The organism is Variovorax sp. PAMC 28711, from assembly GCF_001577265.1.
GTDB lineage: Bacteria > Pseudomonadota > Gammaproteobacteria > Burkholderiales > Burkholderiaceae_C > Variovorax.
The window spans coordinates 301,360-321,697 of record NZ_CP014517.1 but is presented as its reverse complement, the minus strand read 5'-3'; the positions used below and the strand labels follow the sequence as shown (position 1 = coordinate 321,697).

The following is a 20,338-nucleotide window of genomic DNA, read 5'->3' as shown; positions in this document are numbered from 1 at the left end:
TGAATCAAACGGAACATTCTGAACAATTCGTCAAACAAACTGATGAATATCGGCGCGCGGCAGTTGCATGCCTTTCTGGAGGTCTGCAGACTGCAAAGCTTTGCGCGAGCGGCCGAGCAAATTCATCTTTCTCCCTCCGGAATGAGCATGCTGGTGAAGGAGCTGGAGGAGCAAGTCGGCGCACGCCTGTTCGACCGCACGACGCGCACCGTGACACTGACCGATGCCGGCAAGCGGATGCAGCCGGTGGCCGAGCGCATCCTCGGCGAAGTGCACGCGCTCGGTGACGCGATCGAAGGTTCCGAAGCGGCCATTCGGCAGCGTCTGGAAATCGCCGCCACGCCGATGGTTTCCGCCAGCCTGATTCCGTCGGTGATGCATGACTTCGCCCGCTCGAGGCCCGACGTTCGCATCCGGCTGGCCGATGTCGACGTGAACCAGGTTCGCCGCAGGGTGCTCGAGGGCGAAGCGGACATCGGGTTGGGCTTCTTCGTCAAGCCGGCGGCGGGGTTGGTGCGGCGGCCGCTTTGCAACTTCCGCCTCATGTTCCTCAGCCCGCCCGGCAAGGGCAAAGCCCGCGGCGGACTTCAGGCAAGCCGAAGCTGGGCCAGCATTGCCGGGATGCCACTGGTCAGCCTGCCCGCCGACAACCCGATTCAGGCAGTGGTGGAAAAGCAGTTGGCGCAGTTCGGCCAGCGCCAGGGCGAGCGGCTGCGCGTCAACTTGATCGGGACCGTGCTGGCGATGGTGCGCGCAGGCCACGGGCACGCGGTGGTGCCGTCGTTCGTGCGCGACGCCTGCCTGCAACTCGGGCTCGGCGTCTCGATGCTGAGCAACCCGTCGACCCACATTGCGCTGTACCTCGTCTCCCAGCGCGGCAAGCGGCCGACGCCGGCCGCGCAGGAATTCGCTGCCGAACTCATCCGGGCGGCGGAGCGCCTGACGGACTAGCAGGCTTGGCCCGCTTCGGGCGGGTCGGTGAAGGGCCCGAAGCGTCCGTCGCCTCGTTCGCAAAGCGCGCCTTCAGGTCGTCGACGAGCCACCTGGCCGCGGGCCCGGGCGGCTCCGAGGCGCGACGGAACGCCGCCATCGTCAGTGAAAAGCCGGCAGGCAGCATGTCCTCGACATCGAGCGAAACCAGCGCGCCGTTCGCGAGGTCGCTCTGCACCATGTGCATCGGCATGTTGCCCCAGCCCACGCCGTCCCGGAGGAACGCGTGCTTGGTGGACAGGTCGGCCAATCGCCAGGTCGAAGCCGACTTGACGCCGAAGTCCCGGCCCGCGCTCAGCTCCGAACGGTCGGTGAGCACGAGTTGGACGTGCCGGGCCAATGCGGCCTTTGGAATTGTTCGCCTGAAGCTGGCCAGCGGGTGGTCGGGTGCGGCCACGGTGACCAAGACCACTTGGCCGATGCTCTCGCTGCTCAGCGACGGAAATTCGACCGCCAGCGGCGCCAGGATTCCCAGGCTGCAGCGTCCATCCAGCACCGGCTCGTAACCCGCCCCCAGCCCCTCCACGAACAACCTCAGCGGCGTGAGCGGAAAGCGGCTCACGAACGCCTTCGCGGCCGCGCTGACGAGCGCCGTGGGGAAGAACACGTCCACCACGACGGAGAGCTCTGCTTCCAGCCCGGCAGACATCAACCTTGCGCGGGCCTTCAGCGTGTCGACGCCCGACACGACGTTGCGTGCGTCCGCCAGCAAGAGAACGCCCTCGGGCGTCAGCTTCGGATACCGGCCCGACCTGTCGAACAGCACGACGCCGATTTGCCCCTCTAGGCTGCTGACCCACCCGCTCACCGCGGACTGAACGCGGTTCAGCCGCCGGGCCGCCGCCGAGAAGCTGCCTTCATCCACGGCGCGATGAAGGTTCGCAGTTGGTCCAGGGACACGCCATCGAGCATTTGAAACTCCTTCCATCTCCAGGGCAGATGGATTGAATCTCAATATACCGGCTTCTCAGAATGATGCCGCGTCTCCACCATTCAAGCCACGGGAAAAGACTTCCCGAGGCCCTGTGCGCCGAAGCGGGCAGGTCGGACTTCTTCATCAATCTTTCGAGGCTCTCATGCAACTCCTTCATCTCGACTCCAGTGTGCTCGGCGGCGCGTCCGTCAGCAGGCAACTTTCCGCTGAACTCGTCGCGCGCCACCGTGTCCTGCACCCCGGCATCCAGGTCGTGTCCCGCGACCTGGCGGCCGACCCGGCGCTGCACCTCTCCGGCGCCCACATGGCCGCCTTCAACGGTGCAGCCATCGAAGACGCGACCATCACAGCGGATCTGGTCAAGGGCAACGCGTACATGGACGAACTCTTCGCGTCGGACATCCTGGTCATCGGCGCGCCCATGTACAACTTGTCGATTCCGACGCCGCTCAAGGCCTGGATCGACCGCATCGCGGTCGCCGGCAAGACCTTCCGCTACACCGCCACCGGCCCCGAAGGCCTGCTGAAGGGCAAGAAGGCCTTCATCGCCTCGGCGCGGGGGGCGTGTATTCGGCTGGCAGCCCGGCGGCGGGTCTCGAACACCAGGAGAGCTACCTCATCGGCTTGCTCGCCTTTCTGGGAATCACCGACGTGACCGTCGTGCGCGCCGAAGGCATCGCCATGGGCCCCGAGGCCAAAAAGGCTGCCGTCGCAGAGGCGCTCGCCGACATCGCAGCCATCTCGGCCTGAAGGCCCCCGACGTTCAATCAATCATCAATCAATCAAGGATTCTTCATGACTTACTCCATCATCGGCTCGGGCAACGTCGGCTCGGCGCTCGCCCGTCAGTTCGCGCGCAGCGGCATCGCTGTCGGCGTCGCCAACACGCGTGGACCCGACACCCTCGAAACCCTCGAAAAGGAACTCGCTGGCTACGTCACGGCATTGACATTGCAGGACGCGGTCAAGGCAGACGTGGTCATTCTCGCGGTGCCGTTCAGCGCACACGTCGATGTCGCACGCGCGGCAGGGCAGTGGACCGACAAGATCGTGGTCGACGCCATGAACACCTACGGCGTTCCGCCGGAAGCACTCAAAGGTCAGCCGTCCACGGTCGTGGTGGCGTCCGCCTTCGCTGGTGCACGCGTGGTCAAGACGTTCAATCAACTCCCGGCCAGGCTGCTGGCAACGAATCCGGTCGAGCACGGCGGACGGCGGGTCATGTTCCTGGCCGGCGACGATGCGCAGGCCACCGCCGCCATCTCGAAGCTGGTCGGCGACCTGGGCTTCGCGCCGATCGTCCTCGGGACACTCGCGGAAGCCGGCACGTTGATGGACAAGGGTGGGGCGCTGGTTCTGCAGAACCTCATCAAGCAGGGCTAACCGTTGTTCGGTCCGGTGCGAGGTCGAGCGTTTCCCCCGACTCACTCGGCCCCATCGGCCTTCTTCCTGTCCTTGCCCGCACCCGTCAACCGGTCCTTCAGCCCGAGCACCTTGGTGACGGTGGCGCCCATGCCCATCAGCTTCATGGCGGTCTCGGGCGACAGGCGCTGCACGTCGTCGAACCACTTCATCAGGCGGTCGATCAGTTCGTGCATCTCGCGCATGCGCTCCTGCGCGTGGCGTTCGGCCTGACTGCCGGGTTTTTCGAGCAGGGCGTTGCGCAGCATCGAGAGCGTCGGTTCGATCTCGCGGCGACGCCGTTCTTCGGCCAGTACCCGGAAGATCTCCCACACATCGGACGGTGCCTCGAAATACTCGCGCCGGTCGCCGGCCTGATGCCGGAGGCGCACGAGGCGCCAGGCCTGCAGTTCCTTCAAGCCCATGCTCACGTTGGAGCGCGAGAACTGCAGCTGCTCGGCGATTTCGTCGGCGTTGAGCGCGCGCTCCGAAATGAAGATCAGCGCGTACATCTGCCCGACCGTGCGGTTGATGCCCCACTTGCTGCCCATCTCGCCGAAGTGGGCGACGAACTGGCGATTGAGGGGAGGGAGTTCGGAAAGATTCGGCATGCGCCATTGTCGCGCGGCGTGCTGTCATTTCAAGAACTTCTGAAAACTGGACAGCGTCGATACAGGCCCGCTTAAACTGAAACATGCCTTCCGCCAACGCCGCACCCGCCACGGATTTCGAGTTGCCTGCGGCGTTGCAGCCGGCCGACATCGCTGCCGCGCCACCTGCAGATCCGGCAGTGCGGGGCCGCCTGTTGCGCCAGTTGTTCGTGCTGGGGCGGAGCACGCAGGTCTCTGCTTTTCTGGCCGCCGTATTCACCGAAGGCATCTTCTATGCGCTGACCCGCAGTCCGGGCGTGCTCGTGTGGGCCGCGCTCATTCACTTGGCGCAGGGGTTGCGATGGGTCGGCATCCGGACAAACGAACGGATCTACCCGGCACCGGCGTTCGACCTCGGCCAGCCCGCCGGCGCCTGGCGCTACCTCGCGCCGCTGACGGCCGCGGCCTGTGCCTGGGGCGCCGCCGCCTGGCTGCTGTTGCCCGTCGCCGCCGCCGGCACCACCTACAACACCATCCTCGTGGTGCTGGTCTTCGGCATGCTGGCGGGATCGATCCCGGCCATTGCGCCGTCGCCGGCCGCGATAGTGCTTTGGCTCACGCCCGTCACGCTCGGGCTGGCGTCGCGCTTCGCGTGGGCCGGTGGCGTCGAAGGCTGGGTGCTCTGCGTGAGCACCATCCTGTTCGGCACGGCCATGGCGCGCTTCGGCCTGACGCAGCACCGCTTGCTGGCCGCGGGCCTGCGCTCGCAGATCGAGCGGGAGTCGATGGGCGAACAACTCCTTCTCCAGTCGCGCGATTTGCAGCGGCTGAACCGCGAACGCAGCCGCTTCTTCGCGTCGGCCAGCCACGACCTGCGGCAACCGATCCACGCCCTGGCGCTCTTCTCCCGTGCACTGCAGCGCGATCTGCAAGGCCACGCGGCGTTGCCGCTGGCCGACCGTGTGGTCGAGGCGACCGACGCGGTCAGCGCACTGCTCAACGCGATGCTCGACATCTCGAAGATCGAGGCCGGCGCGGTGCAGCCGGTCATCGCGACGGTGGCGATCGACCATGTCTTCCTCCGTCTCGCGCAGATCCACGGCGAGCGGGCCGAGGCGGCCGGTCTGTCGCTGCGCTTTCACACGGTGTCCGAAGTGGTGGCGACCGACGGCGACCTGGTGTTCCGCATCCTGTCGAACTTCACCGACAACGCGCTGAAGTACTGCCAGCGCGGCGGCATCCTCATCAGCGCGCGTCCACGTGGCGATCAGCTGCGCCTGGCCGTGTGGGACACCGGTCGCGGCATTCGTCCCGAGCACATGCCGCTGCTGTTCGACGAGTTCTATCAGGTGGACAACGCCAATCGCGATGCCAGCCAGGGGCTCGGCATCGGACTGGCCATCGTCAAGCGGCTGGCGCCATTGCTCGGCGCGCGGCTCGGCGTCCGTTCGGTTCCGGGACGCGGCAGCGTCTTCTGGATGGACCTGCCGCGGGGCGGACCGATGCTTGCTGCGGCGCCACTGTCGCCGCCGCCGCGGGATGCGGAGGCGCCGATCCGGCCGGCCGCACCCGCGCGGGCGCCCCGGGTGCTGCTGCTGGACGACGAACGCGGGGTGGGCGAGGCGATGCGCGTCTGGTTGCAACCGCACTGCGAACGCATCGACGTGACGCAAACGCTCGAAGCGGCGCTGTCACGGGTCGGCCAGGCGGATGAGGGTTTCGACGTGTTCATCGTCGACTTCCGGCTGGCCGGTGCGACCAATGGCATCGAGGCGACGCGCGCGTTGCGGGCGCGCGCCGGGCGCATGGTGCCGGCGATTCTGGTCACTGGCGACACCGACCCGGCGCGGGTGCGCAGCGCCTACGATAGCGGGCTGGTCGTGTTGTTCAAACCGGTGCAACCCGATCATCTGCTCGACACGCTGCACGCGGCGCTGAACGCCGACCGCGAGCTCACTTCCAGGGCGTAGGCGCCGGCACCTCGGCCGCGGGCTCGCAGTCGATGCTCTTGAAGTCGGCGGGCGAGACGATCTCCAGGTATTCCATGTCGGGCGAATAGTCGAACAGGAAGTGTCGGATGCCCGGCCGCTGGTGCACCACATCGCCAGCTTCCACCAGCGTGACCTGGTCCTCGTACATGAACTTGGCCCAGCCCTTGGTCATGACCACGATCTGGAAATCCGCTTCATGGCGGTGCCAGCCCGTGCCCTCTTCCGGGGGCATGTTCGCCTTGACGAGGTGCGCGATGACCGCGCCGTTGGTCGCTTCGGCCACGCCGAGGTCCTTGTAGAGAAAGAAATCGCGCAAGCCGCCCGGCTTGAACGCGAGGTCGCCGGTCTTGACGTGGGAGAACTTGGTCGCAGTGCGGTCCAGCATGGGGCGCTCCTTCGCAGGGTTGGTAGTGCTGCGCTGCAGCATGCATAAAGCATTCCCGCCCCGGCGCGATAATCCGGCCCATGAGCGGCAACACCTTCGGCACCCTTTTCGCAGTCACCAACTTCGGTGAATCCCATGGCCCGGCGATCGGTTGCGTGATCGATGGCTGCCCGCCCGGCATGGCGCTGTCGGAGGCCGACATCCAGGGCGACCTCGATCGGCGCCGCCCCGGCACCAGCCGCCATGTGACGCAGCGCAACGAGCCCGATGCGGTGCAGATCCTGAGCGGTGTGTACGAAGGCAAGACCACCGGGACCCCGATCGCGCTGTTGATCCACAACACGGATCAGCGCAGCAAAGACTACGGCCAGATCGCGCAGCAATTCCGTCCCGGCCACGCTGACTTCACGTACTGGAAGAAATACGGCATTCGCGATCCGCGCGGTGGCGGTCGCTCGTCGGCCCGGCTCACCGCGCCGATGGTCGCGGCCGGCGCGGTGGCCAAGAAGTGGCTCTTCGAAAAGTACGGCACGGTGTTCCGCGGCTGCATGGTCCAGATTGGCGACATCGTGATTCCCTTCGAGGGCTGGGACCACGTCCACAACAACCCCTTCTTCGCGCCGAAAGCCGATGTGAGCGACCTCGAGGCCTACATGGACGCTTTGCGCAAAGCCGGCGACTCGTGCGGCGCACGCATCCGGGTGACCGCATCGAACGTGCCGGTCGGCCTCGGCGAGCCGCTGTTCGACAAGATGGATTCCGACATCGCCTACGCGATGATGGGCATCAACGCGGTCAAGGGCGTGGAGATCGGCGCCGGCTTCGCGAGCGTCGCGCAGCGCGGCACCTCGCACGGCGACTCGATCACGCCGAGCGGCTTCGTCACCAACAATTCCGGTGGCACGCTCGGCGGCATCACCTCGGGCAAGACCTCGAGGTGAGCATCGCGATCAAGCCGACCAGCTCGATCATCAGTCCGCGCCAGTCGATCGACGTGAACAACCAGCCGGTCGAAGTGATCACCAAGGGCCGGCACGACCCGTGCGTCGGCATCCGCGCGACGCCGATCGCCGAAGCAATGCTGGCGTTGGTGGTGATGGAGCACGCATTGCGCGACCGCGCCCAGAACGGCGATCGCCGGCCGGCCGGCCCAGCCGACGCGTCGCCGTCGGTGCCCGAGGCCTCTTTTCTCTAACGGGATTCGCCGATGTTCCGCATGCCACCCGCCACCCAGGCGTTGATCCTCACCTGCGTGCTCGCGTTCTGCGGCCAGTACTTCCTGGACCTCGACGCCTTCGCGCTCTGGCCGGTCGGATCGGGGCAGTTCATGCCCTGGCAGATGGTGAGCTATGCGTTCCTGCACGGCGGCCTGTCGCACCTGGTCTTCAACATGTTCGGCCTCTACATGTTTGGCGCCGAACTGGAGCGCGTGTGGGGCTCGCCGCGCTTGCTGGCGTTCTATTTCGTGAGCGTGCTGTGCGCCGCGCTGGCGCAACTCGGCGTTGCGGCCTGGAGCGGCAGCGTGGTGCCGACGGTCGGCGCCTCGGGCGGTCTCTTTGGTCTGCTGGTCGGCTTCGCGATGCTTTTTCCGCACCGCAAGATCGTGCCGCTGATCCCGCCGATTCCCATGCCGGCCTGGCTCTTCGTGGTGATCTACGGCGTGATCGAACTCGGCCTCGGCGTGACCGGCAGCATGGCCGGCGTGGCGCACTTCGCGCACCTCGGCGGCCTGGTGGGCGGCTGGCTCACGCTGCGCTATTGGCGCGGGCAAGCGCCGTTCGGCTGGGGCCGGCGCTAGCCCGATACATCATCGTCCGACCCATGAGCATCTTCGAAAGCTTTCTCTCCACGCCCGAGATCCAGGACGCCTTCAGCGACCGCCACTTCGCAGACGCCATGCTGCGCTTCGAAGCCGCGCTGGCCCGCGCGCAAGCGGCCGAGGGGCTGTTCCCCGAGGCCGCGGCCCGGGTGATCGGCGCGCATTGCGAGGTCGATAAATTCGACGTCGGCGCCATCGTGCGCGCGAGTGGCCGTGCCGGCAGCGTCGCGATTCCGCTGGTGAAGGCGTTGCGCGAAGCCGTGGCGCAAGCCGACCCGAGCGCCGCGCCGTTCGTGCACTTCGGCAGCACCAGCCAGGACGTGATCGACAGCGCGATGGCACTCGTCACGCACGACGCGATGACGCTGATCCAAACCGATCTCGCCACCGCCGTCGACGCGCTGCTGCAGCTGGCGACACAGCACGCCGCCACACCGATGCTGGCGCGCACGCTGATGCAGCCGGCCTCGGTCACGAGCTTCGGGTTCAAGTGCGCAGGCTGGGTCGCGCCACTGGTGCGCAGCCGCTCGCGCCTGCATGCCGCGGCGCAGCACGCGCTGCAGTTGCAGCTCGGTGGCGCGGTCGGCACGCTGGCGCAGATGCGCGGGCAGGGCGCTGCCGTGCGCGCACGCATGGCGAAAGACCTCGGGCTCGGCGACCCCGGCGCGACCTGGCACACGCAGCGCGATGAATGGGTCGCGCTCGGCTGCGCGCTCGGCCTCCTCGCAGGCAGCCTCGGCAAGATCGCCGGCGACATCGCGCTGCTCGGCCAATACGAAGTGGCCGAGGTCGCGGAGCCGAGCGAGCCGGGCCGAGGGGGCTCGTCGGCCATGCCGCACAAGCGAAACCCCGTCGCTTCGATGGTCGCCATCGCGGCAGCGCATCGCGCGCCACAACGCGTGGCCGCTTTGCTTGCTGCCATGCCGCAACAACACGAGCGCGCGCTCGGCGCCTGGCAGGCCGAGCTGGCCGAATGGCCGCAACTCCTGAAGTCTGTTCACGGCAGCGTGCGCGCCATGGCGCAGGCGTTGCCCGGCCTGCAGGTCGACGCGACGCGCATGCGCGCCAACATCGACCGGCTGCGTGCCGAGATCCCGCAGGCCGCCGCCGACGAATGGTTCGATTTCGCGCTGGCGCACAACGCCGGCGCCATCGCGCTCGCCGAAGTCGCAGCGATGCGCACCCAACTTTCAACCGAGGATTTTCCCCGATGACCGCAAACGGCGCGACCCCCAAGTCCAGCGACGACTACGAATCCGGACTCGTCCACCGGCGCCGCGTGCTGGGCGATGCGTGGGTCGACAAATCGCTGGCCAACCGCAACGATTTCAACGCCGAGTTCCAGGAACTCATCACGCGCCATGCGTGGAACGACATCTGGGGTCGCCCGGCGCTCGGCGACAAGACGCGCCGCTACATGGTGCTGTCGATGATGCTGGGCATCCACGCGTACGAAGAGTTCGCGATGCATGTGCGCGCCGCGCTCGACGGGCCGCCCGAGTCGCGCCTGACGCCCGAGGAGATCAAGGAGGTGATCATGATGGCCGCCATCTACTGCGGCGTGCCAGTTGCCAACCACGCCTTCGGCATCGCCGCCGGCATCCTGCGCGAAAAGGGCCTGCTGCCGGCCTTGTCGTCCCCACCTGCGAATACCAAATGACCACTGCATCCCCGTCGCTCCATGTCGTTCGCGAAGGCGAAGGCCCCATCGTCGTGCTGAGCCACGCGCTCGGTTGCGACCTCCACATGTGGGATGGCGTGGCCGCGCTGCTCGCCCGCGCCCACACCGTCGTTCGTTACGACCACCGAAACCACGGCGCCTCCGAGGTCGTGCGCGGCGCTTTGCGCATCGAGATGCTGGCCGACGACGCCGCCGCACTCATCCGGCGCGAGGCCGCCGGCGAGCCGGTGCATTTCGTCGGCCTGTCGATGGGCGGCATGACGGCGCAGGCGCTCGCGGTGCGTCACCCCGAGTTGCTGCGCACCGTGGTGATCGCGAACTCGGCTGCGCACTACCCCGACCAGGCGCCTTGGCGCGCACGTGCCGAAACCGTGGCCGCCAGTGGCGTCGAAGCGATCGCGGGAGGCGCCGTGTTGCGCTGGCTCACGCCGGGCTATGTCACCACGGCCGAAGGGAAGGCCGCCGCAGCGGCGTTGCACGACACGCTGGTGTGCACCGACGCACAAGGCTACATCGAGAGCTGCAACGCCGTGGCCGCCATCGACTTTCGCGAGAGCAATCGCCGCATCGCGGTGCCCACGCTGGTGATCGGCGGCCATGCCGACGAAGCCACGCCGCTCGCCATGTCGGAAGCGATGGTCGCTGCGATCCCGAGCGCGCGCCTTGCCACGATCGACGCAGCGCACCTCAGCGCGGTCGAGCGGCCGGTCGAGTTCACCCAGCTGCTGATCGACCACTGGCGCAGCCTTTAGGCGACCGAGAGGCGGTTGCGCTCCTCGAACGAGCGCCGGTTCGGCAGACGGGTCAGCGCCTCTTCCCGGGCCGGTGACCAGGCCGTCGGCGCGCGCAGCGCGACGCCCTGCGCAGCGTCGCGCACGCCCGGCGCTGGACTTGCCACGCAAAAGGCAAGACTGCGGCTCGCCTGAGGCTGAAAGTACTCGTCGCTACAGATTTCGCTGGAAATGCCGAAACTCTGGTGTGATGCCCTGTATGTTCTCGCATGAAGGCCTTGAGATGCCTATCGTTCCCTTATTGAAATGACCACCTATCGCGACGCCGTCCAATGCCTGAAAAGGCTGCGCAGCCGTGCGGGTGTCGGAGTGCTGCCGGGGTGGGTGCTGGCGGCGTTGCTGTGCTGCGGACTGTCGGGTGTTGCGCGTGCGCAGCCGGGGCCGGAGCTGCGACTTCGGGTCGTCGGCGGGTTGGCGGGTGTCAGCCAGTTCACGCGGCACGAGGAGCGGTTCTGGTCGCACGACCTGGCGGCATTGAGCAACGGGCGCTACAGCGCGAGCATCGTGCCCTTCGACCGCGCGGGGGTGCCGGGCGCCGAAATGCTGAACCTGATCCGCCTCGGCGTCATCCCGTTCGGCACCGCCTTGCTGAGCCAGGTCGCGGTCGAGGCGCCGGAGCTGGCGGCGCCCGACCTGGCGGGGCTCAGTCCCGACATGGCGACCTTGCGCAAGGTGGTGTCGTCGTTCCGGCCGCTGCTCGAGAAAACCCTGCACGAGCGCTACGGCGTCGAGGTGCTCGCGCTCTACGTCTATCCGGCTCAGGTGGTCTTCTGCAAAAAGCCGCTCGACCAGTTGTCCGATCTCGCCGGGCGGCGGGTGCGGGTGTCGGGCGCGAGCCAGGCCGACTTCGTCCTCGCATTGAAGGGCGTGCCGGTGGTGACCGAGTTCGCGGAGCTGATGTCCAACATGAATTCGGACAACACGCAGTGCACCATCACCGGGGCGATGTCGGGCAACATGCTCGGCTTGCACAAGATCACGGGCGCGCTGTACACGATGCCGATCACCTGGGGGCTCGCGGTGTTCGGTGCCAACCAGGAGGCCTGGACCCGTCTCCCGCCCCCGTTGAAGACGCTGCTCAAGACCGAGCTGCCCAAGCTGGAAGCCGCGGTCTGGGCAGAGTCGGAGCGCGAGACGCTCGAAGGCGTGGCCTGCAATGCGGGCGCCGACAGCTGCACGCGCGGCAGCAAGGGCGCGATGAGCGTTGTGCGACCTTCCGATGCGGACGACAAGCGACGCCGCGACATCTTCGGTCGGGAAGTGCTCGGCGCCTGGGTGCAACGCTGCGGCGCCGGCTGCGTGCAGGTCTGGGATCAGAGCATCGGTCCGGCCATGGGCCTCAAGGCGCCGGCCGTCAAGTGAGCCCGCTGCTGCCTCGCCGCATCACCGCCGTTGTGTACGGCGTCGCGCTGCTTTTCGTCCTCGCGATCCTCGCCGCGGTCGCTGGCTTCAATTGGCAGACCCGCAACCAGGCGATCCTCGACAGCGAAGGGCAGGCGTCGCGCTTCGTCAGCAGTGCGGAAGGCGCGCTCAACCGCAGCCTGCTCAGCATCGACATGCTGCTGGCCGCCAGCAGCGAGCTCGTCCGTTCATCGACCGCACAAACGGTCGCGGCGAACCTGAATCAGCCCTCGACCCTGCAGCGGTTGCAGGCCGGAGTCCGGCAGAACATGCTCGTGCGCTACATCGCGTTCGTCACGCCGCAGGGCGACGTCATCGGCTCGTCGGACCGGCGCGGCGCGCAGCTCGCCGTGAAACTCCCGCCCGGTCACTTGCGCTGGGTGCTGGACGACGCAGCGCCCAGCTTCGCGGTGAGCGTGCCGTCGGCCAGCGCGCTCACCTCGCATCGGGTCGTTTACTTCACGCGGGTCGCGCGGCTGGCCGACGGCACGCGGATCGTCGCGGTGGCGGAGGTGCAGGTGTCCTTGCTGACCACGATCCTCACGCAGGGCGCGGACATCGGTGGACTCGAAGTCACGCTCGAGCAGAGCGCCGGTCCGATGCTCGCCAGCGTTCCGCCGCGCGACGACCTCTCGGGCAAGGTGATTCTTCCGGTACTGAGCGAAGGCGACGGCAACCCGCATCCCCAACGCTTGCCGGCCCGGCTGACGGCCCAGCCGGCGATCGTGGTCGCGCAACCGACGCTGCACCGCAACCTGCTGATCGTCGCGAGCATCCCCCTGCAAGCCGCGCTGGCCAAGTGGCGCTCGCAGCAGGCGCTGGTGTTCGGCGTGGCAGCCTTGTTGATCCTGATGGTCGGCGTGGTCAGCTTCATCACGCTCCTGCATTTGCGGCGGCAGTGGCGGTCCCGCGCGACGCTGAATCGCGCGCTGGCGTCGATGGTCGATGGCTTCGTGCTGCTCGATGCGCAGGACCGCGTGCTGACGTGGAACAGCCGTTTTGTGGAGATGTTCCCCTGGGCGGGCGACGTGATCGGACCGCTGGTGTCGTTCCAGCGAATCTCCGACCGCGGGGTTCCGCACATCCGGAGCGGCCTCGGGGCGCTGACGGGGCCGGGGGAGACCGAAGACGCTTCACGCTCGCCGCCGCCGGTGCCGGGCGAGACCGAGCTGAAACTTGAAAACGGGCTGGTGATCCTGGCCGTCAAGAGCCGCACGCCGGACGGCGGCATGGTGTGCATCTATCACGACGTCACCGAGAAGCGGCAACGCGTGGCGGACATCGTTTCCGGCCGCGCGCAGTTGCAGGCCACGCTCGATGCGCTGCCGGACGTGATGCTCGAATTGGGCCTCGACGGGATGTGCCACGGCTTCCACTCGCCGCGCACCCCCAGCGCCATGATCGAATGGCCCAATCCGGTCGGGCGCCCGGTGCGCGACGTGCTGGCGCCCGATGCGGCCTCCGAGATCATGGAGGCGGTGCAGGAGACCTACGTGGCAGGATTCGCCAAGGGTCGCCAGTTCCAGCGCCGCGGCGGCGCAGGCATCACCTGGTTCGAGGTGTCGGTCGCGCGCAAATCGATCGGCGAGGGCACGGAGGCGCGCTTCATCGTGCTGCTGCGCGACATCACCGAACGCAAGTCGGCCGCGCGCGAGATCGAGCACCTGGCCTTCTATGACGACCTCACGGGCTTGCCCAACCGGCGCCTCCTGCTGCACCGCCTGAAGCAGACGCTCGAAAACAACGCGCGGCACGGCCGGCTCAGCGCGTTGCTGTTCCTGGACCTTGACGATTTCAAGACGCTCAACGACGCGCGCGGCCACGAGATCGGCGACCAGTTGCTCAAGCTTGTCTCGCTGCGCCTGCTGGGGGTGATGCGCGATGGCGACACGGTCGCTCGCTTTGGCGGCGACGAGTTCGTGGTGCTGCTGGACGGTCTGAACAAGGACGAACTCATCGCGGTGCTGGAGACCAAGGCCCTGGCCGAAACCATCCTGGCCGAAGTGCAGCGGCCGTTCGCGCTGGGCGACCACGCCTACCACGGCACCTGCAGCATCGGCGCGGTGACGTTCGACGGCCATGCGGGCTCGCTCGAAGACCTGCTCAAGCAGGCCGACATCGCGATGTATTCCGTCAAGAGCGCAGGCGGCGGTGCGCTCGGCTTTTTCGAATCCGCGATGCAGACCCAGATCACCGCGCGGGCCACGCTCGAAAGCGAGCTGCATGCAGCGCTCGCCAACCACGAGTTCGTTTTGTTCTACCAGCGCCAGGTCACGTCCAGCGGCGAGGTGGTGGGTGCGGAGGTGCTGATCCGCTGGCAGCATCCGCACCGCGGCTTGCTGCCGCCCGCCGCGTTCATCGATCTCGCGGAAGACACCGGGCTGATCGTGCCGATCGGCCTGTGGGCGCTGGAGCAGGCCTGCCTTCGACTCGATCGCTGGGCGCTCGACCCCCGGCACAGCCCGCTGCAGCTCTCGGTCAACGTCAGTGCGCGACAGTTCCGCGACGATAACTTCGACGAGCAGGTGCGCGCGGTATTGATCCGCACCGGCGCCGACCCGCGCAAGCTCAAGCTCGAACTCACCGAGAGCCTGCTTCAGCACAAGGTGCCGGAAACCATCCGCAAGATGAAGTCGCTCGCCGCCATCGGCATCCAGTTCTCGATGGACGATTTCGGCACCGGCTTTTCGTCGCTGTCGTACATGGCGCAGCTGCCGTTCCACCAGGTCAAGATCGACAAGTTCTTCGTGCAGTCGATCGGTGTCAACGCCAAGGCGGAGCTGTTGATCCAGACCATCATCGGCATGGCCCGCAGCCTCGATCTGCAGGTGGTGGCCGAAGGCGTCGAGACGCCGGCGCAACTGGCGTTCCTCAAGCAGCGCGGCTGCAGGCTGTACCAGGGCTATCTGTTCGGCAAGCCGATGGCGCTCGGAGCCTTCGAAGATGGGCTCGGCGCACCGGCAACCGTGCTGGAGGCGCTGTAACCTCATTCTCGTGCTTGATGACCCGAACGCGGTGCCGGTGCCCGAGGCGGAGAAGGTCAGTGGCGCCGTTCCGCAGCCATCCGGCTGAGCGCGCCGCGGTCGAGGATCACCAGGGTGTTGTAGGTGCATCGCAGGATTCCCGCGGCTTCAAGCCGTCGAAGTTCCTTGTTCACCGTCTGTCGGGACACGGCCAGCATGTCCGCAAGGTCGTCCTGCGACAGACGCAATCGAAGCCGTGTTTCGCGGGCGGCCTGCACGCCGAACAGGTTTCCGAGCCTTTGCAGCGTCGCTGCAATGCGACAGTCTGTGCGGCCGAGGACGGCCTGATTGAGCAAGGTATCGAGGGTATCCACCTGGCGGTCAAGCGCAAAGCGCGTCACCTCTTTCCATCGCAACGGATCGGCGTCGAAGATCGCTACAAGTCCTCGGCAAGGCAGGTGCGCGACCAACGCGGGCTCGCGTGCCACAAAGCCATACGGAAGCAGCGGATCGTCGAAAAGCCGCACCAGGCCCATGAGCTCTCCCGGGCCGAAAATGCCCATCACGAAGCGCCGGCCGCTGGGAATGACCTGGCTCGACTCCAGCACACCCGAGACCGCGAGCGAGGCTTGTCGGCCTCCACCGGTGCTCGTCGGGACCGTGTCACCGCGGCGGTAACGTCGAAGACTGGCGCAAGCGGCGAGGCGATCGAGCTGCTCGCGCGGTGTTCGCGCGAAAAGGGGTGCAGCAGCAAGTGCATTGCGCACCAGGGCGCAGGGATCGGGTTTCCAGGGTGGTGTGTTCATCGTGCGCAGTCCATTCAGGTTCGACGAACACTCATTCGTAGCGCTTGCCCAGCGCCAGCATGTCGGGCGTGCCGATCACGTCGTTGAGCGCGTCGAAGGACAGCATCTGCGGCAGCCACGGCGTGGTGGTGCCGTGGTCGCGCAGGCTCTGCAGGTAGCCCTGCAACGCGAAGCTCAGCGCCCGCACCGTGCCGCCCGGAAAGATGGCGATGCGATAGCCCAGCGACTGCAGCTCGGCCGATGGCAACACCGGCGTCTTGCCACCCTCGACCATGTTGGCCAGCATCGGCGCGCGGTGCGACAGGCGCGCCAGCGCGTCCGCCATGTCCTCCGTGCTGCGCAGCGCCTCGACGAAGAGCACGTCGGCACCAGCCTCGGCATAGCGCTCGGCACGTTCCAATGCGGGTTCGAGCCCTTCGACCGCGACCGCGTCGGTGCGCGCGACGATCAGCGTGTCGGCGTTGCGGCGCGCGTCGACGGCGGCGCGGATCTTGCCGACCATTTCGGCGGCCGGCACGATCGTCTTGCCGTCGAGGTGGCCGCAGCGCTTGGGCAGCGTCTGGTCTTCCAGCTGGATGGCAGAGGCGCCGGCGCGTTCGAGCAGCTGCACCGTGCGGCGCACGTTCAGCGCATTGCCGAAGCCGGTGTCGGCGTCGACGACCAGGTGCAGGTCGGTGCGCTCGCGGATGTGACCGGTCACGGCCACCACGTCGTCCAGCGAAAGCAGGCCGATGTCGGGTCGGCCGAAGCGGGTGTAGGCGATGCTGGCGCCCGAGAGGTAGGCGGCCTCGAAGCCGGCCTGCTCGACCAGCAGGGCCGAGAACGCGTCGTACACCCCTGGGGCGGTGACGATCGCGGGCGATTGGAGGCGGATGCGAAGGGTCATGGCGTGGTGGCTTTCGTTCGTTGGGCGGCGATGTCGCCGCGCGCTAGGCGCTGCTGCAGGTGCGGCACCAGGCCACCGTCGCGCACCATCGCGATCAGATGGGCCGGCACCGCTTCGCAGTGCAGCGTGCGGCCGGATGTGGTGTCGCGCAGTTGCGCGGCGTCGAGGTCGAGCGCGAGCGACGTGCCGTCGGCCACGCTCGGTGCTTCGGCGCACACCAGCAGCGGCAGGCCGAGGTTGAAGCCGTTGCGGTAGTAGAGGCCCGAGTACGACACGGCGACCACGCAGGCCACGCCCAGAAGCCGCAGCACCTCGACCGCCTGCTCGCGCGACGAACCCGCGCCGAAATTGCGTCCGGCCACGACGATGTCGCCTGGCCGCACCGTGGCGGCGAACGCGGGCGAGATCGATTCCAGGCAGTGCTTGGCGATCTCGTCCACGCCGAACTTCATGTAGCGCCCCGGCGCCAGCAGGTCGGTGTTGAGGTCGTCGCCGAAGACCCAGGCGCGGCCACTCGATGGGGTCGTCATGCCAGCATCTCCCGTGCATCGACGATGCGCCCCGCGATGGCCGAGGCGGCCACGGTGAAGGGCGAAGCCAGGTACACCTGCGACGAATCCGCGCCCATGCGCCCCTTGAAGTTGCGCGCCGTCGTGCTGATCGCCACGGTGTTCTCGCCGAAGACGTTGGCGCCGTAGCCGGCGCAGGCGCCGCAGGCGTTGGGCAGCAGCTCGGCGCCGGCGTCCAGCAGCGCACCCAGCGTGCCTTCGGCGGCGGCCTGTGCCTGGTCGGTGGCACTGGCGGGCGCGACCATCAGTCGCACGCCCTTGGCGACGCGCTGGCCGCGCAGTACCTGCGCGGCCATGCGCAGGTCGTCGAGCTTGGCGCCGGTGCAGGCGCCGACGTAGGCGATGTCCACGGCTGTGCCCGCGAACGCGCCCACCGCCTGCGACCGCGCCGGGTTGTGCGGCGCCGCCACCTGCGGCGCGAGCGCGGACGCATCGAGGCGGTGGTCGGCCAGCAGCGGAGCGCCGTCGTCGGTCTGCCAGTGCGCGGTGTCGACGTCGTGCACGCCGACACCGGCGAGCCATTCGGCCGTGACCGCATCGGGCGCGATCAGCCCGGCCTGGCCGCCGAGCTCGGCCGTCATGTTCGACAGCGTCATGCGTTCCTGCATCGACAGCGCGCGCACGGCGGCGCCGGCGTACTCGACCGCCTGGTACTGGCCGCCGTCCATGCCGAAGCGGCCGCACAGGTGCAGCATCATGTCCTTGGCCGACACGCCCGGCGCGAGCCGACCGTCCCACCACATGCGGATCGTGTGCGGCACCTTGAGCCAGATCTCGCCGGTCACCAGCACGCCGAGCATCTCGGTCGCGCCCACGCCGAACATGTAGGCACCGAAGGCGCCGCCGGTGGGCGAATGGCTGTCGCCGCCGACCGCGAACAGGCCGGGCCGCAGATGCCCCTTCTGCGGCAGCACCACATGGCAGATGCCCTGGGTGTCGTGGAAGCGGGTGATGCCCGCGTCCTTCACCCAGTCGCGCGCGATCTGCACGATGGCGCGGCTGTCAGCGTCGTGCGCCGGCACGTAGTGGTCGGTGATGACGACCACCTTGTCCGGGTCCCACACCTTCGCGCCGAGCTTTTCGAGCATCGGCTTCACGCGGCGCGGGCCGCCCGAGTCGTGCATCATGGCCAGGTCGACTTGGCACGTGACGATGTCGCCCGGCGTCACCGCGCCGACACCGGCCGCGCGGGCGACCAGTTTTTGCGCCAGCGTGGCAGGCATCACTGCGGCTCGATCTTGGCGAGCTTGGCTTGTTCGGCCCATTGCTTCACGTCGCCGATCAGGAAGTCACGGAACTCGGTCGGCGTGGTGCCGGACGGTGCACTGCCATCCACGGCCAGTCGCGTCTTGATGCGCGGCGACTGGATGGCCTTGACCACCACTTCGTTGAGCCGCGCGGTCACCTCGGCCGGCAACCTGGCAGGGCCGAGCACACCGAACCAGCCGTAGTTGGTGGTGAACGACGGGACCACTTCCGAAACGGCCGGCACGTCGGGCATCGACGCCAGCCGCTTGGCCGAGGTCACGGCATAGGCCTTGACCTTGCCGCTGTCCAGCAGGGTCCGGGCACCGCCGATCGGCGCGAACATCAGGTCGACCTGGCCGGACATCACATCGACCAGCGCAGGCGAACTGCCTTTGTACGGAATGTCGACGCCCGGCAATTTCGACGTCGAACGAAACTCTGCGGTGTCCATTTGCAGCGAGGAACCGGTGCCGCCGATGGCGAAGCTGTAGCCGTCTTTCTGCTTGGCGGCCGCGAGCAGTTCTTTCAAATCCTTCGCGGGAAGATCGGGCCGGGCGACCAGCACGCTGGCGACCTTGCCGATCAGCGAGATCGGGGTGAAGTCCTTCACCGGGTCGTAGGGGAGCTTCTTGAACAACGCCGCATTCATCGTATGGCTGGTGAAGGCGACCAGCAGGGTGTGCCCGTCGGCCGGCGCGCGCGCCACGAAATCCGCGGCAATGTTGCCGCCAGCGCCAGGCTTGTTGTCGATGATGACCGGCTGCCCCAACGATTTCGACATGTCCTCGGCCAGTTCGCGGGCCAGCGCATCGGTGGTGCCGCCCGGCGACGCACCCACGATGAGCTTGATCGGTTGCGTCGGAAATTTCTGTGCGTGCGCTGCAGGTGCGATGCCGAGCCATGCGGCGGTCGTCATTGCCAGCGAACACAGAGCGATCGTGGTGCGCGAAGTTTTCATGGGAGCCTTCCTGGTTGTGGATCGGGTGGAGTCAGATGTTTCCGATCGCGACACGGACGCGGGTGCGCGACGGGTCGCGAGCGGTGGTGAGGTGGTATCGATAGCCTTCGGGGCGAAACAACCCCTCGAACAGCTCGACAGGCTTGCGGTCCACATCAAGGATCAACCTGCGGACCTTCAGCAGAGCGCTGGCGACCGGCACTTGCAGCGCCTGGGCAGCGTCGATGTCGGCCTGGGTCGCACTGATCACTTCATCGGCGCTGTCGATGCGAACGCCTTGCTTGGCCAGCAGCGCGAGAAGCGGTTGAGTGGCCAGATCGCGGCGATGGATCTGCAAAGCGAGTGGCCGTGGAATGAACGCGGTGGCATACGACACGGGTTGTCCGGCTTGTGATCTCACCCGGACGATCCGCATGACCTGGCTGCGCGGGTCAAGCTGCAGCGCATCGCAGATGTCTGGGGACGCCTCTACCAATCCATAGCTGAGCACCCGGGCTTTGGTCTTGAGGCCCATGTCCATCACACTTGCGAAGAGCTGTTCGAAAGCGTCGCGCGTGGGCACCGCTGCGTCCACGCCCCGTGCGCCGGCCCGCGGCAGCGAAACGGTTCCGCGCCCCTGCCGGCGTGCAACGAGACCGTCGCGCTCCAGCGCGGCCATCGCACTGCGCAGCGTGACGCGTGCAACATCGAATTCTTCGGCGAGCGCGCGTTCGCTTGGCAGCATGCCGCCCTCGCCGTAGTGGCCTTCGAGCAGGCGTTGGCGCAACACCAGGTGAACATGGTGGTAGCGATGCAAAGGCGCCGCGCGCGAGGGCGACGGGCGGGCCGCCTTGCGCGGGAGCCGGTCGGGAAACGCAGTCGGCATCGGGTGTGACATGGACCGGATGCTAAGTGGCAAATTGGTATGGTCAATAGAACCAATTGG

General features: G+C 67.4%; 19 protein-coding genes and 2 pseudogenes. 11 read left to right on the top strand and 10 right to left on the bottom strand.

The genetic code is table 11. From position 1 onward, the window contains the following. Positions 1-90 precede the first annotated feature (90 nt). The gene (locus AX767_RS01775; RefSeq protein ID WP_237288618.1) at positions 91-951 is read left to right on the top strand and encodes a LysR family transcriptional regulator; all 861 of its coding nucleotides are present in this window, start codon (positions 91-93) and stop codon (positions 949-951) included. Here the strand turns inward: AX767_RS01775 and AX767_RS01770 are convergent. Then, a complete protein-coding gene (locus AX767_RS01770) occupies positions 920-1,855 on the bottom strand; it encodes a LysR family transcriptional regulator (RefSeq protein ID WP_335338843.1) in 936 nt (311 codons plus the stop codon). The genes AX767_RS01775 and AX767_RS01770 overlap by 32 nt on opposite strands. A gap of 211 nt (positions 1,856-2,066) precedes the next feature. On the opposite strand from AX767_RS01770, the pseudogene AX767_RS01765 reads away from it, so the two are divergent. Both AX767_RS01765 and AX767_RS01760 read left to right on the top strand, forming a co-directional pair. Next, positions 2,067-2,674: pseudogene (locus tag AX767_RS01765) on the top strand (FMN-dependent NADH-azoreductase). A gap of 45 nt (positions 2,675-2,719) precedes the next feature. Continuing rightward, the gene (locus AX767_RS01760) at positions 2,720-3,307 is read left to right on the top strand and encodes an NADPH-dependent F420 reductase (protein ID WP_068628099.1); all 588 of its coding nucleotides are present in this window, start codon (positions 2,720-2,722) and stop codon (positions 3,305-3,307) included. 41 nt (positions 3,308-3,348) lie between these two features. Here the strand turns inward: AX767_RS01760 and AX767_RS01755 are convergent, their stop codons facing one another. After that, on the bottom strand, positions 3,349-3,936 hold the full coding sequence (locus tag AX767_RS01755) for a GbsR/MarR family transcriptional regulator (RefSeq protein ID WP_068628096.1): 588 nt from the start codon (positions 3,934-3,936) through the stop codon (positions 3,349-3,351). 83 nt (positions 3,937-4,019) lie between these two features. On the opposite strand from AX767_RS01755, the gene AX767_RS01750 reads away from it, so the two are divergent. After that, positions 4,020-5,885, top strand: a complete 1,866-nt coding sequence (locus AX767_RS01750) for an ATP-binding response regulator (RefSeq protein ID WP_068628095.1) — start codon at positions 4,020-4,022, stop codon at positions 5,883-5,885. Here AX767_RS01750 and AX767_RS01745 read toward each other — a convergent pair. After that, positions 5,869-6,291: a cupin domain-containing protein gene (locus AX767_RS01745; RefSeq protein WP_068633240.1), complete on the bottom strand. Its 423-nt coding sequence runs from the start codon at positions 6,289-6,291 to the stop codon at positions 5,869-5,871. The two genes, AX767_RS01750 and AX767_RS01745, sit on opposite strands and share 17 nt — an antisense overlap. Positions 6,292-6,371: 80 nt before the next feature. Between AX767_RS01745 and aroC the strand changes: the two are divergent. The 5 genes and pseudogenes from aroC (at position 6,372) to AX767_RS01720 (ending at position 10,543) form a co-directional block, all read left to right on the top strand. After that, positions 6,372-7,486 (top strand): annotated as a pseudogene (gene aroC / locus AX767_RS01740) (chorismate synthase). Positions 7,487-7,498: 12 nt separating this feature from the next. After that, a complete protein-coding gene (locus AX767_RS01735; RefSeq protein ID WP_068628092.1) occupies positions 7,499-8,089 on the top strand; it encodes a rhomboid family intramembrane serine protease in 591 nt (196 codons plus the stop codon). 23 nt (positions 8,090-8,112) lie between these two features. After that, positions 8,113-9,324, top strand: a complete 1,212-nt coding sequence (gene pcaB, locus AX767_RS01730) for a 3-carboxy-cis,cis-muconate cycloisomerase (protein WP_068628091.1) — start codon at positions 8,113-8,115, stop codon at positions 9,322-9,324. Beyond that, entirely contained in the window at positions 9,321-9,770 is a 450-nt protein-coding gene (locus AX767_RS01725; protein WP_068628090.1) for a carboxymuconolactone decarboxylase family protein, read from the top strand. The genes pcaB and AX767_RS01725 overlap by 4 nt, the downstream gene beginning before the upstream one ends. After that, positions 9,767-10,543 (top strand): alpha/beta fold hydrolase, encoded by a 777-nt coding sequence (locus AX767_RS01720; protein WP_068628089.1) that lies wholly within the window; start codon positions 9,767-9,769, stop codon positions 10,541-10,543. The genes AX767_RS01725 and AX767_RS01720 overlap by 4 nt, the downstream gene beginning before the upstream one ends. On the opposite strand, the gene AX767_RS21225 is transcribed toward AX767_RS01720, so the two are convergent. Beyond that, positions 10,540-10,689 carry a hypothetical protein gene (locus AX767_RS21225; protein ID WP_156480932.1) on the bottom strand — a complete coding sequence of 50 codons (150 nt, stop codon included), beginning with the start codon at positions 10,687-10,689 and terminating at the stop codon, positions 10,540-10,542. The genes AX767_RS01720 and AX767_RS21225 overlap by 4 nt on opposite strands. Before the next feature lie 139 nt (positions 10,690-10,828). On the opposite strand from AX767_RS21225, the gene AX767_RS01715 reads away from it, so the two are divergent. Further along, positions 10,829-11,944: a TRAP transporter substrate-binding protein gene (locus AX767_RS01715; protein WP_068628088.1), complete on the top strand. Its 1,116-nt coding sequence runs from the start codon at positions 10,829-10,831 to the stop codon at positions 11,942-11,944. Then, the gene (locus AX767_RS01710; RefSeq protein ID WP_068628087.1) at positions 11,941-14,967 is read left to right on the top strand and encodes a putative bifunctional diguanylate cyclase/phosphodiesterase; all 3,027 of its coding nucleotides are present in this window, start codon (positions 11,941-11,943) and stop codon (positions 14,965-14,967) included. The genes AX767_RS01715 and AX767_RS01710 overlap by 4 nt, the downstream gene beginning before the upstream one ends. A 56-nt stretch (positions 14,968-15,023) precedes the next feature. On the opposite strand, the gene AX767_RS01705 is transcribed toward AX767_RS01710, so the two are convergent. From AX767_RS01705 to AX767_RS01680, 6 genes are read right to left on the bottom strand one after another with little or no spacing between them, the layout of a single operon-like run. Continuing rightward, complete coding sequence (locus AX767_RS01705) at positions 15,024-15,752, bottom strand: Crp/Fnr family transcriptional regulator (protein ID WP_082754755.1); 729 nt, start codon at positions 15,750-15,752, stop codon at positions 15,024-15,026. A gap of 31 nt (positions 15,753-15,783) precedes the next feature. After that, entirely contained in the window at positions 15,784-16,638 is an 855-nt protein-coding gene (locus AX767_RS01700; protein WP_068628085.1) for an isocitrate lyase/PEP mutase family protein, read from the bottom strand. After that, a complete protein-coding gene (locus tag AX767_RS01695; RefSeq protein WP_068628084.1) occupies positions 16,635-17,168 on the bottom strand; it encodes a LeuD/DmdB family oxidoreductase small subunit in 534 nt (177 codons plus the stop codon). The genes AX767_RS01700 and AX767_RS01695 overlap by 4 nt, the downstream gene beginning before the upstream one ends. Then, complete coding sequence (locus tag AX767_RS01690; protein WP_237288521.1) at positions 17,165-18,430, bottom strand: 3-isopropylmalate dehydratase large subunit; 1,266 nt, start codon at positions 18,428-18,430, stop codon at positions 17,165-17,167. Before AX767_RS01690 ends, AX767_RS01695 begins: the two co-directional genes overlap by 4 nt. Further along, on the bottom strand, positions 18,430-19,413 hold the full coding sequence (locus AX767_RS01685) for a Bug family tripartite tricarboxylate transporter substrate binding protein (protein ID WP_068628082.1): 984 nt from the start codon (positions 19,411-19,413) through the stop codon (positions 18,430-18,432). The genes AX767_RS01690 and AX767_RS01685 overlap by 1 nt, the downstream gene beginning before the upstream one ends. Positions 19,414-19,444: 31 nt before the next feature. After that, positions 19,445-20,278, bottom strand: coding sequence for a GntR family transcriptional regulator (locus AX767_RS01680; protein WP_068628081.1), 834 nt, complete (start codon positions 20,276-20,278; stop codon positions 19,445-19,447). Between the last annotated feature and the right edge of the window lie 60 nt (positions 20,279-20,338).

Bases quoted from the DNA above. Each gene is read 5' to 3' on its own strand.
- AX767_RS01760 (WP_068628099.1), top strand. From the start codon at position 2,720: ATGACTTACTCCATCATCGGCTCGGGCAACGTCGGCTCGGCGCTCGCC.
- AX767_RS01735 (WP_068628092.1), top strand. From the start codon at position 7,499: ATGTTCCGCATGCCACCCGCCACCCAGGCGTTGATCCTCACCTGCGTG.
- AX767_RS01755 (WP_068628096.1), bottom strand. From the start codon at position 3,936: ATGCCGAATCTTTCCGAACTCCCTCCCCTCAATCGCCAGTTCGTCGCC.
- AX767_RS01700 (WP_068628085.1), bottom strand. From the start codon at position 16,638: ATGACCCTTCGCATCCGCCTCCAATCGCCCGCGATCGTCACCGCCCCA.
- AX767_RS01685 (WP_068628082.1), bottom strand. From the start codon at position 19,413: ATGAAAACTTCGCGCACCACGATCGCTCTGTGTTCGCTGGCAATGACG.
- AX767_RS01680 (WP_068628081.1), bottom strand. From the start codon at position 20,278: ATGCCGACTGCGTTTCCCGACCGGCTCCCGCGCAAGGCGGCCCGCCCG.
- AX767_RS01725 (WP_068628090.1), top strand. From the start codon at position 9,321: ATGACCGCAAACGGCGCGACCCCCAAGTCCAGCGACGACTACGAATCC.
- AX767_RS01750 (WP_068628095.1), top strand. From the start codon at position 4,020: ATGCCTTCCGCCAACGCCGCACCCGCCACGGATTTCGAGTTGCCTGCG.
- AX767_RS01715 (WP_068628088.1), top strand. From the start codon at position 10,829: ATGACCACCTATCGCGACGCCGTCCAATGCCTGAAAAGGCTGCGCAGC.
- AX767_RS01695 (WP_068628084.1), bottom strand. From the start codon at position 17,168: ATGACGACCCCATCGAGTGGCCGCGCCTGGGTCTTCGGCGACGACCTC.
- AX767_RS01690 (WP_237288521.1), bottom strand. From the start codon at position 18,430: ATGCCTGCCACGCTGGCGCAAAAACTGGTCGCCCGCGCGGCCGGTGTC.
- AX767_RS01720 (WP_068628089.1), top strand. From the start codon at position 9,767: ATGACCACTGCATCCCCGTCGCTCCATGTCGTTCGCGAAGGCGAAGGC.
- AX767_RS01745 (WP_068633240.1), bottom strand. From the start codon at position 6,291: ATGCTGGACCGCACTGCGACCAAGTTCTCCCACGTCAAGACCGGCGAC.
- pcaB (WP_068628091.1), top strand. From the start codon at position 8,113: ATGAGCATCTTCGAAAGCTTTCTCTCCACGCCCGAGATCCAGGACGCC.
- AX767_RS01705 (WP_082754755.1), bottom strand. From the start codon at position 15,752: ATGAACACACCACCCTGGAAACCCGATCCCTGCGCCCTGGTGCGCAAT.